Genomic DNA, 13298 nt, shown 5'->3' on the forward strand with positions numbered 1-13298 from the left:
ACTCGCGACCTCCGGCGTGACAGGCCGGCATTCTAACCAACTGAACTACCGGTCCACTTAATGCATCAATTGCTACTGCTTCACGTTTCCAAACGACCAAATAAATGGTGGGTGGTACTGGGTTCGAACCAGTGACCCCCAGCTTGTAAGGCTGGTGCTCTCCCAACTGAGCTAACCACCCGCTGGTCACGTGGCGCTGCATTCTACAGGAACTTGGTGATATGTCAACACGGCGCGTTCAAATTTTCGATTCAAACCAGCGTATTGCCACTCATCACACGTACCTTGCTTGGTGAGCGCGGACGAAGGATGCCGCAAGTATGGCCGCTTCGTCAATCAAAACTTGCTGATTTAATCCAGAAACACGTCTAGGTTTAAAATCATGATCGCCATCAGCAAGCCAAGCAACGTTAATATTATTAGGAAGGTTATAGCCTAAAACCTCATCTACATTGCCAAAGGGATCTCGTTCCCCCTGAAGAATCTGCACGGGGCAACGAATAGCGGGAAAATGTTCCAAACGGGTTTTGTCTAGTTTTTTAGGTGGATGGAAAGGATAGCCCGCGACAATAACGCCAGGACCATGCACTTCATTATTGGCAAGCATTTCACTGGCAAATAAAGTGGCAACACGCCCACCCATCGACTTACCGCCCACCCACAAGGGCTGATCGCTTAAAGACGTCAGTAGCGAGTACCATGAGGCAAAATTAGCCACCGTTTGCTTGATAGGGGGTGGCGGACGGCGTTTACCCTGCTCGTTAATCTGCTGCATGTAGGGAAAATCAATTGCCAATACCTGCATGCCTTGCGCTGCTAACGTCGCGGCAAATTGCCGCATAAACACAGAGCAATGACCCGCCCCTGCGCCATGAGCAAGTAGTATTCGGCCTACCTTAGGCGACCCCAAAACTGAAAGCGGGCCGTGCCCAGTCACTATAAACCGCTGTACGCTGGGATTAGCTAACGCGTCGTTTAAAGCTGCTGGGTGTATATCGACGAAACCAAAACCCGCGTAATAAGACACGATTAACTCCTAATAATTCAGTGTTACTTCTATTGGCGTGTTCAGCTTAAGGCGCGGCTGCGATAGAATCTCTATCGGATCTTGACCTGCATCATCAAGCGGGTGGCCGCACCCGGGCAAAATGCTAATGCAAAATGCTACGGGTTACCCCCTAACCGCGTTCGATGGGAACATGAAATGAGCACAGCACTGGAACACCCGACCTACAACTACAAGGTAGTTCGGCAGTTCGCGATCATGACCGTTGTGTGGGGCATTGTAGGTATGACGCTTGGCGTTATCCTTGCCTCCCAGCTAGTTTGGCCGCAACTGAACCTCGGCTTACCTTGGACAAGCTTCGGGCGCTTACGTCCGTTACACACTAACGCTGTTATCTTCGCCTTCGGTGGCTCAGCGCTATTTGCGACGTCTTATTATGTCGTACAGCGTACCTGTCAGACTCGCCTGTTCTCTGACAAGCTCGCAGCGTTCACCTTCTGGGGATGGCAAGCGGTTATTCTCTCGGCTGTCGTGTCATTGCCGCTAGGCTATACCACTACAAAAGAGTATGCAGAGCTTGAATGGCCTATCAATATTTTGATTGCGGTCGTTTGGATTAGCTACGCTATCGTTTTCTTAATGACGATTAAAAAGCGCACCACTTCCCATATTTACGTGGCGAACTGGTTCTTTGCAGCGTTCATTTTGACCGTCGCGGTGCTGCACATCGTTAATAATGCGGCCATTCCGGTCACCCCCATGTACTCCACCTCGATTTATGCGGGTGCGGTAGATGCGATGGTGCAGTGGTGGTATGGCCACAATGCGGTCGGCTTCTTCCTGACGGCAGGCTTCCTGGGCATGATGTACTACTTCGTGCCAAAACAGGCCGAACGCCCGGTCTATTCCTACCGCCTCTCCATCGTCCATTTCTGGGCGTTGATTATGATTTATATGTGGGCAGGCCCCCACCACCTTCACTACACAGCGCTGCCTAACTGGGCACAGTCGCTGGGTATGATTATGTCTATCATCCTGCTTGCGCCTTCCTGGGGCGGTATGATTAACGGCATGATGACCCTGTCTGGCGCTTGGCATAAACTGCGCACCGATCCAACACTTCGCTTCCTGGTGGTAGCGCTGTCGTTCTACGGCATGTCGACGTTTGAAGGGCCAATGATGGCCATCAAGACCGTCAACGCGCTGTCGCATTACACCGATTGGACCATTGGTCACGTGCATGCTGGTGCGCTAGGTTGGGTAGCGATGATTACCATTGGCTCTATGTACCACCTGATCCCGCGGGTCTTTGGGCGTACCGAGATGTACTCCGTCAATCTAATTGCGGTGCATTTCTGGTTAGCCACCATTGGTACTGTGTTGTATATCGCCGCCATGTGGGTCAACGGCATCATGCAAGGCCTAATGTGGCGCGCGATTAATGCTGACGGCACGCTGATGTACACCTTTGTAGAGTCTGTCGAAGCCAGTGGCCCCGGCTACTTTGTGCGTATGATTGGCGGCCTCTTCTGGGTAACAGGCATGCTAATTATGGCATTCAACGTTTACATGACCGTAAAGCGTCGCGAAACGATTAGCCATTCAGCGCCACAAGCCGCTTAAAACGGGGAAGTTGAGACCAATGAAACACGAGATTGTTGAAAAGAACGTTGGCCTGCTCGCCGTGTTGATCCTGGTTGCGATCAGCTTTGGTGGCCTGGCCGAAGTCGTACCGCTGTTCTTTCAAAAGCAAACAACTGAGCCAGTTGAGGGCCTCAAGCCTCTCACCGCACTGGAACTGGAAGGGCGCGACATATACCGCCGCGAGGGCTGCGTAGGCTGCCACTCCCAGATGGTTCGCCCCTTCAGGGCAGAAACCGAACGCTATGGCCACTATAACGTTGCAGGCGAACAGGTTTACGAACACAACTTCCTTTGGGGTTCTAAGCGCACTGGGCCGGATCTTGCTCGCGTAGGTGGACGTTATAGTGATGATTGGCACCGCGCCCACCTCTATAACCCACGAGATGTGGTACCCGAGTCAGTCATGCCTGAATATCCTTGGCTGTTTGAAAACACCTTGGATGGCGAATCGACACCGGCAAAAATGCGCACGCTGCGTCAGCTAGGCGTGCCATATACCGATGAAGATATCGCCACTGCGACAGAAGACGTTCGCGGCACCCAGGAAATTACTGCACTGGTGGCCTACTTGCAGCAGTTAGGCACCGTGCTTGAGGGCACTCGTTAAGTTATGGATACGGGAACTTTCCGCGGCCTTATCACGCTGATATTGATTGTCGCTTTTATTGGCATCTGTTTATGGGCTTATTCCAAGCGACGCAAACCAGACTTCGACGAAGCAGCTAACCTGCCTTTCGCCGATGACGATGATAAGCAACCGACCCGTGACAAGCATGCTTCGTCTGAGCACGAAGTGGATTCCCGCCACGACAGGGGAGATAAAAATACATGAATAATTTATGGGGTGACTCCCTATCCAGTTTCTGGAGCGCCTGGATCATTGTCGTCACACTGGGCACTATCGCTCTGAGCGTTTGGATCTTATTATCCAACCGTCGTACCGATAAAACACCCGATGCTGATGGCAATATCGAAACCACTGGCCACGCGGCTGATGGGATCGAAGAGTACGACAACGCACTACCCCAGTGGTGGTTCAAGCTGTTTATCCTCACCGTTATTTTTGCCTTGGGCTACTTAGTACTTTACCCAGGCCTAGGTAACTATGCGGGCATTTTGGGCTGGTCCCAAGAAGGCCAGTGGGAAGAAGAGGTTGCGAATGCCGAAGAGCGCTTCACACCGATTTTTGCTCAGTATCAGGAAATACCTATTCCTGAATTGGCAAAAGACGCTGAAGCAATGCGGGTAGCAGAGCGTGTTTTCCTGAACAACTGCGCGGTATGTCACGGTTCTAACGCCCAAGGTGGTTACGGCTTCCCAAACCTCACCGATGACGACTGGCTGTATGGCGGTGAGCCGGAAAACATCATGACGACGTTGAATAATGGCCGTAATGGATTAATGCCTGCCTGGCAGCAGCTTGGCGAGAACAACATTGAGAACCTCACTCAGTACGTTCTCTCAATGTCTGGCGAAGAGCATGATGCAGACCGTGCAGCCAGTGGCGAAAGCACTTTCCTAGCAGCGTGCGCGGCATGTCATACACCCAGTGGAACGGGAAATACCGCGCTTGGCGCACCTAACCTTACTGATGATGTATGGCTCTATTTGGCACCGGGACAAAGCGTTGCTGATTCTGTCCGCCAAACACTGCGCAATGGTCGTAACGGCCACATGCCAGCACAAGCGGCTTATATCGGTGAAGAGCGTGTTCATCTAGTAGCCGCTTATGTCTACAGCCTACGCTTCAACGACTAATCGCTTAGTTAGTAGCAACCGCTTGTAGGTAGTATCACGAGGGTGCGGTTTCATACCGCACCCTTTCTTCATCCACCGTCCGTCCAGATACCCTTTCTATCCGTTACACTATTATTTAGCGACACGGCATACAGTTGTGTTATCTAGCGTCGCAGGTTTAACGCCACGATATCCATGCTGCCGCCCATTCCCGCCTTAGTGAGCTGCGATCATCGCCATGGAAAAAATACCTAGCCAAGATATTACGCCGCCGCCCGTTGGGCACCATACCCCTGGGGAAAGTACAACTCAGAGCATGTATGCTAAGCGCCGACATATTTATGTGCGCGAAATTAAAGGGCTCTTCCAGAAAGTAAGGCGCAGCGCCAACTGGGCGCTTATGCTGGGCTTTTTCCTGCTTCCATGGCTGAACTGGGGCGACCGCCCTGCTATCTGGTTTGACCTTCCAGGCCGAGAGTTTCATATTTTTGCTGCCACATTTTATCCCCAAGAGTTCGTATTACTTTCGTGGCTGCTTATTATCTGTGCCTTTGGGCTATTTTTTATTACTGTTTTTGCTGGACGCGTTTGGTGTGGCTATACCTGCCCACAAAGCGTCTGGACATTCTTATTTATTTGGCTTGAGCACCGCATAGAGGGATCTAGAAACCACCGTATTAAGCTCGACAAGCAGCCAATGAATGCTGACAAAGCGTGGCGGAAAGGAGCTAAACATTCCGCTTGGTTACTGATTTCTTTGGCTACTGGCATTACTTTTGTGGGTTACTTCACCCCCATCCGCACGCTAGTAACGGAACTGCCTACGCTAGAAGCCCATGGCTGGTCCTATTTTTGGGTTGGCTTCTTTTTAGTATTTACCTATTTAAATGCAGGCTGGCTGCGTGAGCAGGTGTGTATTTACATGTGCCCCTACGCGCGCTTCCAATCAGTCATGTTTGATCGCGACACGCTGATCGTGTCGTACGACGAAGCACGCGGCGAGCCAAGAGGTCGGCGGAAGAAGTCGCTTAGCCATACTCAGGCGAGAGAAGCCGGCTTTGGCGACTGTATAGACTGCGAGCTATGCGTTCAGGTTTGCCCAACAGGTATTGATATTCGTGATGGGCTCCAGTACGAGTGCATTACCTGTGCAGCCTGCATTGATGCCTGTGACAGCGTCATGGACAAAATGGGCTACCCCAAAGGGCTTATTCGCTACACAACGGAAAATGCGCTAGAAGGCAAGAAAAGCCACATCTTACGGCCTCGACTGCTGGGCTACTTTGCCGCGCTGATTATTATGGTCGTTGCGTTTGCCTGGGCGGTTAACGACCGCATACCACTTAGTTTCGACGCCGAGCGTGAGCGCACACAGCTGTATCAAATGACCCGAGAAGGGCAAATCAGCAATGTTTACAGCCTTACAGTGCGTAACCTTGATAACCAGCCACACACTTACCAAATCAGTGTGTTAGGCCTACCCAGCTTAACGCTAGATAGCGCGTCGATTAGCGTGCCAGCAGGCGAGTCTCGCATTCAGGTAGTCACCGTACTTGCAAACCCTCAAGATCTAAGCCAGCCCAGCCACCCCATTACTTTTGTGCTACAAGCACAACAAGATGAGCAAATCCGTCAGGAGCGTGAAGCCCGCTTCTTAGGTAACGCCAGGAGATAAATGCGTTATGTCAGACCCTACGATTACACCTTGGTACAAACAGTTCTGGCCATGGTTTTTGTTAGGCTTGCTGTTCTCCTCCATTATTGTCAGCACGACCTTTGCGGTTATGTCGATCAAAAGCTACGACGGTATGGTGGTACAAGAAGATTACTACGAGCACGGCAAAGCAATTAACATGGTATTCGCCAAGCAAGAGCAAGCGCGCGCTTTAAATTTAAGTGCCGAGTTACGCATTGATCCGCTTACCAGCGATATTGTTGTTGATCTTGCGGGTGATGCTCGCCCAGATAAGCTCTATCTAGATCTTATCTTTCCCACCGAAGACGATCGTGACCAGTCGTTTGTACTAGAGCATGTGCGCGAAGGCCGCTACATCACTCAAGGACCTGACAATCTGCGCTATCGCTGGTATCTACAGCTACAGCCAGAGCAAGGCGATGAATCAGAATGGCGCCTTATCGGAGAAGCACGCTTTCCTGACGAAAACACGATTGCACTACTACCTGGCGGGCGCTCGGAGAACGAATGACCACGACCGCCCTTAGCTGCTACCACTGCGGCAACCCGGTGCCCGAAGGGGCACCGTGGCGAATTAACATTGACGACACATCCAAACCACTATGCTGCCCAGGTTGCGAAGCCGTCGCCCACGCCATCGTTGATGGCGGGTTGGAGAGCTATTATCGCTATCGCACAGAAATGCCAGAGCGCCCTGACGAGCGCCAAGCTGCCAAAGCAGAAACCTGGTCGGTATTTGATGACCCAGGGCTGCAAGCGCAGTTTGTTCACCCAGAGGGTGACGAAGGACAAGTACGAGCCACACTAGCAATAGACGGCATCACCTGTGCAGCCTGCGCCTGGCTCATTGAACACCGTTTGAATGCACTTGATGGCGTTACTTCTAGCGCGGTCAACCTTACCCATCATCGCCTACGTGTGAGCTGGGACCCCGCCGTCATCAACCTCTCACAGCTGTTCGCTGAACTAGCGGCCATTGGCTACGATGCGCAGCCCTATGAACCTGATCAAGCCCAAACGCGCTTACAACATGAAGAACGCATGAATGTGCGACGCCTGATTGTCGCGGCTGTCGGGATGATGCAGGTCATGATGTTCTCCATTCCCATTTATGTATCGGGGCCAGGTGAGCTTAGCGAAGACTTTTACGCTCTGTTTCACTGGCTATCGTTTGCTCTAGCCACGCCCGTGGTATTTTTCTCAGCGCAGCCTTTTTTCCGTAACGCATTGCGTGATCTAAAAACCGGCGTTCTTGGCATGGATGTGCCGGTCTCGCTAGCCATTGGCGGCGCCTATTTGGCGAGCAGTTATGCAGTGCTGTTTAACGTTGGCGATGTTTATTTCGACTCGGTCGCCATGTTTACCTTCTTCTTGCTATTTGGCCGTTATGTAGAAGGTAGGGCCAGGCGGCGCAGCGGCCACAGTGGCAATGCGCTGAGCGGCGTTTTGCCGGTGTCCGCTATTCGCCTTGAAGCTGATGGCAGTGAACGCATTCTGCCTGCCAGTGAACTTAAAGAAGGCGACCGCGTGCTCATCAAGCCCGGTCATGGCGTTCCCGCTGACGGCATTATCGAAGACGGCGAATCCAGCCTTGATGAGTCGATGCTGACCGGTGAGTATTTGCCAGTGACTCGACGGGTAGGCGAAAGCGTGGTGGGTGGCAGCCAAAACATGGAAAACCCGCTCACCATAAAGGTAACCCATGCTGGCAATAGCGCCAGAGTGGCCGGTATTGTCGATTTAACCGATCGCGCCTTTGCAAGTCGCCCACGACTTGCCCAGATGGCGGCGCGTATGGCGCACCTGTTTGTATTACGACTGCTGATCGTTACCGCGTGTGTCACCGTAGCATGGTGGTTTATTGATCCATCTCGTGTGCTATGGGTACTACTCTCGGTATTAGTAGTCACTTGCCCTTGTGCACTGGCGCTGGCCACCCCCACTGCGCTGACAGCAGGGCATGGCCAATTGCGCCAGCGAGGCGTACTAATTACACGTGCTGACGCGATCGAATCACTCTCCAACGTCACCCGCGTGATCTTTGATAAGACCGGTACGCTGACCCGCGGCGAAATGCAGCTGACCCAAACGCACCCTATTGACCAACAGCATCTCGCCCACAGCGATACGACGCTCAGTGAAGAGCATGCCCAAGCCATCGCGGCGGCGCTAGAGGCACACTCTGAACACCCCATAGCCAGAGCTTTTCGCCCATTTAGAGATGCCACTCTGCAGGCACGCAACATCAAAAGTGTGACTGGAAGCGGGCTAGAAGGCACTTTAAACGGCGCAACATGGCGATTAGGCAAACCTGATTTTGCGACGACAACCACACTGCCTCCACCAAGCACCGGCCAGTGGCTTTTACTCAGTGAAAACAGCGCACCACGTGCCTGGTTCAAGCTACACGATGGCATTCGTGAAGATGCGGCTCAAACCGTTGCCGCACTTCAAGCCCGTGGATTGGAAGTAGAACTACTTTCTGGTGACACGCAAGAAGCGGTAGAGAGCTTGGCAGAACAGCTCAATATTACCACGTGGCACGCTGGCAAATCGCCTGAGGGCAAGCTGGCACGACTACGTGAGTTACAAGCCAGCGGTGAGCGTGTCGTGATGATCGGTGACGGTATCAATGATGTGCCGGTATTAGCTGGCGCTGACGTTGCCATTGCTATGAATGGCGCCACAGACCTCGCCCGTACCCGCGCCGACGCGATATTGCTCAGTCCACGCCTAATGCGTATTTTTGAGGCGATTGATATTTCCTGCGCCACACGCCGAATTATGCGCCAAAATATGATGTGGTCGGTTTGCTACAACTTTTCGGCACTGCCTTTAGCAGCAATGGGGTTAATCCCCCCCTGGCTCGCTGCGATTGGCATGTCGCTAAGCTCCCTGATTGTGGTAGGTAACGCGCTGCGTCTTACTCGCTGGCGTACGCCGCCCGCCCCTCAGATTGCCCTATCAACACCGGTGACGGCATGACGATTTTATACTTACTGATTCCACTTTCACTCACTCTTCTGGGCCTCGCGGTGTGGGCGTTTTTCTGGGCCGTGAAGCACGACCAGTTTGACGATTTAGAAGGGCCAGCCCACCGCATCCTATTCGACGACGATGAGAATGACCTGACTCCCGAGCAGCGTGCCGCACGTAAAAAAAGCGGCTCTTCTTCTCAAGATAACCAAGAGCCGCCCGCATGAATCCGACGGGACTTGATTTACCGCCCCTGCTAGCCGCGTTTGTATTTGGCTTAATGGGCGGCGCCCACTGTATCGGCATGTGTGGCGGCATTATGAGCGCGCTGACCTTTGCCGTACCGCCTAGCATGCGACACCCTGCCCGCATGGGTGGGCTGCTGATTAGCTATAACGCCGGACGCATTCTCAGCTATATGGTGGCGGGTGCCATTGTTGCTGCACTTGGCACACTTATCTCACTTTCTCCGTCTGCACGTGTTGCATTGCAGGCTTTCGCCGCATTGATGCTCATCTTAATGGCGCTCTATATCGCCAACTGGTGGAAAGGACTGCTGAAAGTAGAAGCGGTGGGAAGGCACCTTTGGCGATATATTGAGCCAGTGGGAAGACGCCTGATGCCTGTCGTGCGACTTCCTCAAGCCTTCGCCCTAGGGACACTGTGGGGCTGGCTACCCTGTGGGCTGGTTTACTCCATGCTAGCCTGGAGCTTAGCGATTGCAGACCCACTCGATGGCGCGCTTCTAATGGGGGCTTTTGGCCTGGGTACACTCCCTGCTCTGCTGGCAACAGGACTTGCAGCACAGCAGTTAAGCCATTTAATTCGCCACCCTGCCACTCGCAGCGTCGCCGCACTGTCGATTATAAGTTTCGCCCTTTGGCAGCTATGGACGCTTATTCCTCTAACAGCGCATTAGTCAGACCCTCCTATAGTTTGATATAGCTCAACGCATTCCAAGTGACACCGACGTAGCATGCCGAGAGAACACTGAGCGACGGCGCTCAGTCACTCCTTTTGTTTACTTCTCACTTCGGAGCGCTCGCCATGCCCGTTCATGCCACTGCTGCCTTCTCACCTACCAACACTGATGTGTCTGGGGCTAATGCCTGGAATGAAACGCTGCTGCGTCGCTATGACAAAAGTGGCCCACGTTACACGTCCTACCCGACAGCTCTAGCGTTTCATGAGCAGTTTAGTGCCGATGACTTTACTCAGGCGCTAGCGCGCAGTAACGAGAGCCACCGCCCGCTATCACTGTATGTACATGTACCCTTTTGTCGAAAAATTTGCTTCTACTGCGCTTGCAATAAAATCGCAACGAAGAATACCGCCCTTGCAGAACCTTACCTTTCTCGGCTAGATCGAGAAATGGTGCTCACTGCCCGCCATTTAGACACTTCACGCCCGGTGCAACAGTTACACTGGGGTGGTGGTACGCCCACATTTCTAACCTTGGCACAGATGGGGGACCTAATTGACCGCCTAGATGCCCGTTTTGGTTTATCTAGCTCAGCCGATCGCGATTACGCTATTGAAATAGATCCTCGTGAAGCAGATGTATTTACGTTGCGCCATCTACAGTCTCTCGGCTTTAATCGACTAAGCCTTGGCGTGCAGGATTTAAATCCGCAGGTACAAAAAGCTATCAACCGAGTACAACCCCGGGTACTCACCGAAACGTTGATGGAAGAAGCACACCGTCTTGGTTTTCGCTCACTCAATCTTGATTTAATTTATGGGCTGCCATTTCAAACCGAAAAAAGCTTTGCTGAGACGCTAAGTCAAGTCATCGAACTCAACCCTGCACGGCTGTCCGTATTTAATTATGCGCACATGCCCACCCGCTTTGCGCCACAACGACGCATTAACGAAACGGACCTCCCCAGCGCTGATGAAAAGCTGGCTATTTTGCATACCACCATAGAAATGCTGACTAACGCAGGCTATGTGCATATTGGCATGGATCACTTTGCACGACCTGACGATAGCCTAGCGATTGCACAGCGCAACGGCACCTTACAACGCAATTTCCAGGGCTACTCTAGCCATGCACAGTGCGATTTAGTTGGCTTAGGCGTATCCGCTATATCACGGGTTGACAACGTTTACGCACAAAACCCGACTCAGCTTGACCAATATGAAGCAGCCTTAGATCAAGGTAAGCTGGCAACCGTCAAAGGATTAAGGTTAAATAAGGACGACCTAATACGAAGAGACGTGATTGAACGGCTAATGTGCGACATGCACATTGATCTAGCGGCAGTTGGAAAGCGTTGGCACATCGATGCTAATGACTATTTCTCCACCGCAATTAAGCAATTGAAGATAGCTGAGCAAGACGGCTTAATCACTCGCCATCAGCAAGTTATTAGCGCCACCCCCACTGGACGGCTGCTGATTCGCCATTTGGCGATGGCCTTTGATGCTCGCATAGCTGATCAGCCTACTCAGCGCTACTCTAAGATTGTATAAGCTTCTTGAGACGTCTTGCCTCTGGGCCTATGATGGCTAACGAGAAAGGGAGAATGATATGCCACACCCCGCCAGCCAACGACGCTCACTGCTGCAAGAGGCGCGCTGTCAGACCTGTAGCCTAAGCTCGTTGTGTCTACCGCTCGCCTTAGAGCTTGAGGACATGAGCCAGTTTGATGCCATCATTCGCCGCCGCGCACCGCTCAAAAAAGGCGAGCCCCTGTTTCGCCAGGGTGATCACTTCACCAGTGTGTATGCCGTCCGCTCAGGCAGCCTGAAACAGGTGACCAGCGAAGGGAACGGCAATGATCAGCTGACAAATTTCTACCTTCCCAGCGAACTAGTAGGATTAGATGGAATTGACGAAGAGCACTACCCCGGTAGCGTCATTGCACTGGAAACCACTACGGTGTGTGAAATCCCATTTGACCGCTTGGACCTGCTTTCCGAAGAACTGCCCGAACTACGTGGCCAGCTTTATCGGAGCATGAGCAAAGAATTGCGAGATGACCGGCGTATGATGCGCTTGCTATCGCGCAAAACGGCCGATCAGCGACTAGCCAGCTTTTTAGTCACCCTTTCAGACCGTTTTCGTCGACGTGGATACTCGCCTTATAGCTTCAGACTCTCCATGTCCCGCGCCGACATTGGCAATTACTTAGGCTTGGCGGTAGAAACGGTCAGCCGTATTCTTAGCCGCTTTCAACAGCAAGAGGTGGTGGCTGTTTCAGGGCGGGAGGTTAATATTTTAGATATGCGGCGCCTCATCACGCTAGCTGAAGAGGAAGAACAGTCGGCTAGTCCACGCTAAGCGCCTGAATACGCCCTTCCATCAACGCCGCTTGTTTGGCTTCAAGGCCAGCAAAGTCAAATAAACGGCGGTCTGCTAGCTGGGAAGGCGCTACATTGGTCACCGCTTTAAACATGCTTTCTAGGCGTCCTGGATGTTTTTTATCCCACTCAGCCAACATATCTTTGACAACTTGACGCTGGAGATTGGGCTGAGAGCCACATAAGTTGCAGGGAATAATGGGGAATTCCATTAGCCGAGAAAACTCTGCAATATCAGCCTCTTTGCAGTAGGCAAGGGGGCGAATGACAATATTCTTGCCATCGTCAGATAAAAGTTTGGGAGGCATTGCTTTCAAAGTGCCACCAAAGAACATGTTAAGAAATAACGTTTCTAAAATATCTTCACGATGATGCCCTAGGGCAATTTTCGTTGCCCCAATTTCCTCGGCAAACCCATAGAGCGAGCCACGTCTTAGTCGTGAGCAGAGCGCGCAGGTCGTTTTTCCTTCTGGGGTTTTCTCTTTCACCACCGAGTAGGTGTCACGCTCTAGAATGTGGTATTCGACACCCACTTCATCTAGGTACTGGGGCAGCACATGCTCCGGGAAGCCTGGCTGTTTTTGATCCATATTGACAGCGACCAGAGAGAAGTTAACCGGCGCGTTGCGCTGCAGGTTAAGCAGTATCTCCAGCATCGTATAGCTATCTTTGCCGCCAGACAGGCACACCATCACCTTGTCACCTTCACCAATCATTTGATAATCAATGATGGCGTTACCAACCTCTCGCCGTAAGCGCTTTTGTAGCTTATTAAATTCACGCTTTTGTTTAGCGGCGTGATGCTCGGATGGTGTCTGTGCGCTATTAACAGCAGGGCTGTCAATAGAAACAGTATCAGGCGCTGCGGGGTCAAAATAGTCAGGTTGTAGCATGGTGTAGGCACTGCCGATGGTAGAAGAAGCAGCGGGCATT

13 protein-coding genes and 1 tRNA gene are annotated in these 13298 nt (G+C 52.2%); 11 read left to right on the forward strand and 3 right to left on the reverse strand.

What is annotated here, in order from left to right; translation table 11 throughout:
- Positions 1–105 precede the first annotated feature (105 nt).
- Together JFC11_RS18355 and JFC11_RS18360 are read right to left on the reverse strand one after the other, a co-directional pair.
- Positions 106–181: transfer RNA gene (locus JFC11_RS18355), tRNA-Val, on the reverse strand.
- 93 nt (positions 182–274) lie between these two features.
- On the reverse strand, positions 275–1027 hold the full coding sequence (locus JFC11_RS18360) for an alpha/beta fold hydrolase (RefSeq protein WP_038477928.1): 753 nt from the start codon (positions 1025–1027) through the stop codon (positions 275–277).
- Positions 1028–1204: 177 nt separating this feature from the next.
- Here JFC11_RS18360 and ccoN point away from each other — a divergent pair, with 177 nt between their 5' ends.
- From ccoN to fnr, 11 genes are all read left to right on the forward strand, one after another.
- On the forward strand, positions 1205–2629 hold the full coding sequence (gene ccoN, locus JFC11_RS18365) for a cytochrome-c oxidase, cbb3-type subunit I (protein ID WP_038477931.1): 1425 nt from the start codon (positions 1205–1207) through the stop codon (positions 2627–2629).
- A 19-nt stretch (positions 2630–2648) separates the two neighbouring features.
- Positions 2649–3257, forward strand: a complete 609-nt coding sequence (gene ccoO, locus JFC11_RS18370) for a cytochrome-c oxidase, cbb3-type subunit II (RefSeq protein WP_038477934.1) — start codon at positions 2649–2651, stop codon at positions 3255–3257.
- A gap of 3 nt (positions 3258–3260) precedes the next feature.
- The gene (locus tag JFC11_RS18375) at positions 3261–3482 is read left to right on the forward strand and encodes a CcoQ/FixQ family Cbb3-type cytochrome c oxidase assembly chaperone (RefSeq protein ID WP_038477937.1); all 222 of its coding nucleotides are present in this window, start codon (positions 3261–3263) and stop codon (positions 3480–3482) included.
- Positions 3479–4408 carry a cytochrome-c oxidase, cbb3-type subunit III gene (gene ccoP / locus JFC11_RS18380; protein WP_198350215.1) on the forward strand — a complete coding sequence of 310 codons (930 nt, stop codon included), beginning with the start codon at positions 3479–3481 and terminating at the stop codon, positions 4406–4408. The genes JFC11_RS18375 and ccoP overlap by 4 nt, the downstream gene beginning before the upstream one ends.
- A gap of 217 nt (positions 4409–4625) precedes the next feature.
- Complete coding sequence (gene ccoG / locus JFC11_RS18385) at positions 4626–6062, forward strand: cytochrome c oxidase accessory protein CcoG (RefSeq protein WP_038477943.1); 1437 nt, start codon at positions 4626–4628, stop codon at positions 6060–6062.
- Between the two features lie 7 nt (positions 6063–6069).
- Positions 6070–6594: a FixH family protein gene (locus JFC11_RS18390; protein WP_038477946.1), complete on the forward strand. Its 525-nt coding sequence runs from the start codon at positions 6070–6072 to the stop codon at positions 6592–6594.
- Positions 6591–9068, forward strand: coding sequence for a heavy metal translocating P-type ATPase (locus JFC11_RS18395; protein ID WP_198350216.1), 2478 nt, complete (start codon positions 6591–6593; stop codon positions 9066–9068). The genes JFC11_RS18390 and JFC11_RS18395 overlap by 4 nt, the downstream gene beginning before the upstream one ends.
- Entirely contained in the window at positions 9065–9286 is a 222-nt protein-coding gene (ccoS, locus tag JFC11_RS18400; RefSeq protein WP_095604068.1) for a cbb3-type cytochrome oxidase assembly protein CcoS, read from the forward strand. The genes JFC11_RS18395 and ccoS overlap by 4 nt, the downstream gene beginning before the upstream one ends.
- Complete coding sequence (locus JFC11_RS18405; protein ID WP_198350217.1) at positions 9283–9978, forward strand: sulfite exporter TauE/SafE family protein; 696 nt, start codon at positions 9283–9285, stop codon at positions 9976–9978. Before ccoS ends, JFC11_RS18405 begins: the two co-directional genes overlap by 4 nt.
- Positions 9979–10106: 128 nt before the next feature.
- Complete coding sequence (gene hemN / locus JFC11_RS18410; RefSeq protein WP_198350218.1) at positions 10107–11534, forward strand: oxygen-independent coproporphyrinogen III oxidase; 1428 nt, start codon at positions 10107–10109, stop codon at positions 11532–11534.
- Between the two features lie 58 nt (positions 11535–11592).
- Positions 11593–12345: a fumarate/nitrate reduction transcriptional regulator Fnr gene (fnr, locus tag JFC11_RS18415; RefSeq protein ID WP_038477961.1), complete on the forward strand. Its 753-nt coding sequence runs from the start codon at positions 11593–11595 to the stop codon at positions 12343–12345.
- On the opposite strand, the gene ttcA is transcribed toward fnr, so the two are convergent.
- Positions 12332–13297 (reverse strand): tRNA 2-thiocytidine(32) synthetase TtcA, encoded by a 966-nt coding sequence (ttcA, locus tag JFC11_RS18420; RefSeq protein ID WP_198350227.1) that lies wholly within the window; start codon positions 13295–13297, stop codon positions 12332–12334. The genes fnr and ttcA overlap by 14 nt on opposite strands.
- Between the last annotated feature and the right edge of the window lies 1 nt (position 13298).

It is taken from the genome of Vreelandella alkaliphila (assembly GCF_016107625.1).
Taxonomy (GTDB): domain Bacteria; phylum Pseudomonadota; class Gammaproteobacteria; order Pseudomonadales; family Halomonadaceae; genus Vreelandella; species Vreelandella alkaliphila.

Coding starts and splice junctions, on each gene's coding strand:
- ccoO (WP_038477934.1), top strand. CDS start 2,649: ATGAAACACGAGATTGTTGAAAAGAACGTTGGCCTGCTCGCCGTGTTG.
- ccoG (WP_038477943.1), top strand. CDS start 4,626: ATGGAAAAAATACCTAGCCAAGATATTACGCCGCCGCCCGTTGGGCAC.
- hemN (WP_198350218.1), top strand. CDS start 10,107: ATGCCCGTTCATGCCACTGCTGCCTTCTCACCTACCAACACTGATGTG.
- ccoP (WP_198350215.1), top strand. CDS start 3,479: ATGAATAATTTATGGGGTGACTCCCTATCCAGTTTCTGGAGCGCCTGG.
- JFC11_RS18390 (WP_038477946.1), top strand. CDS start 6,070: ATGTCAGACCCTACGATTACACCTTGGTACAAACAGTTCTGGCCATGG.
- JFC11_RS18405 (WP_198350217.1), top strand. CDS start 9,283: ATGAATCCGACGGGACTTGATTTACCGCCCCTGCTAGCCGCGTTTGTA.
- JFC11_RS18375 (WP_038477937.1), top strand. CDS start 3,261: ATGGATACGGGAACTTTCCGCGGCCTTATCACGCTGATATTGATTGTC.
- ttcA (WP_198350227.1), bottom strand. CDS start 13,297: ATGCCCGCTGCTTCTTCTACCATCGGCAGTGCCTACACCATGCTACAA.
- fnr (WP_038477961.1), top strand. CDS start 11,593: ATGCCACACCCCGCCAGCCAACGACGCTCACTGCTGCAAGAGGCGCGC.
- ccoS (WP_095604068.1), top strand. CDS start 9,065: ATGACGATTTTATACTTACTGATTCCACTTTCACTCACTCTTCTGGGC.
- ccoN (WP_038477931.1), top strand. CDS start 1,205: ATGAGCACAGCACTGGAACACCCGACCTACAACTACAAGGTAGTTCGG.
- JFC11_RS18395 (WP_198350216.1), top strand. CDS start 6,591: ATGACCACGACCGCCCTTAGCTGCTACCACTGCGGCAACCCGGTGCCC.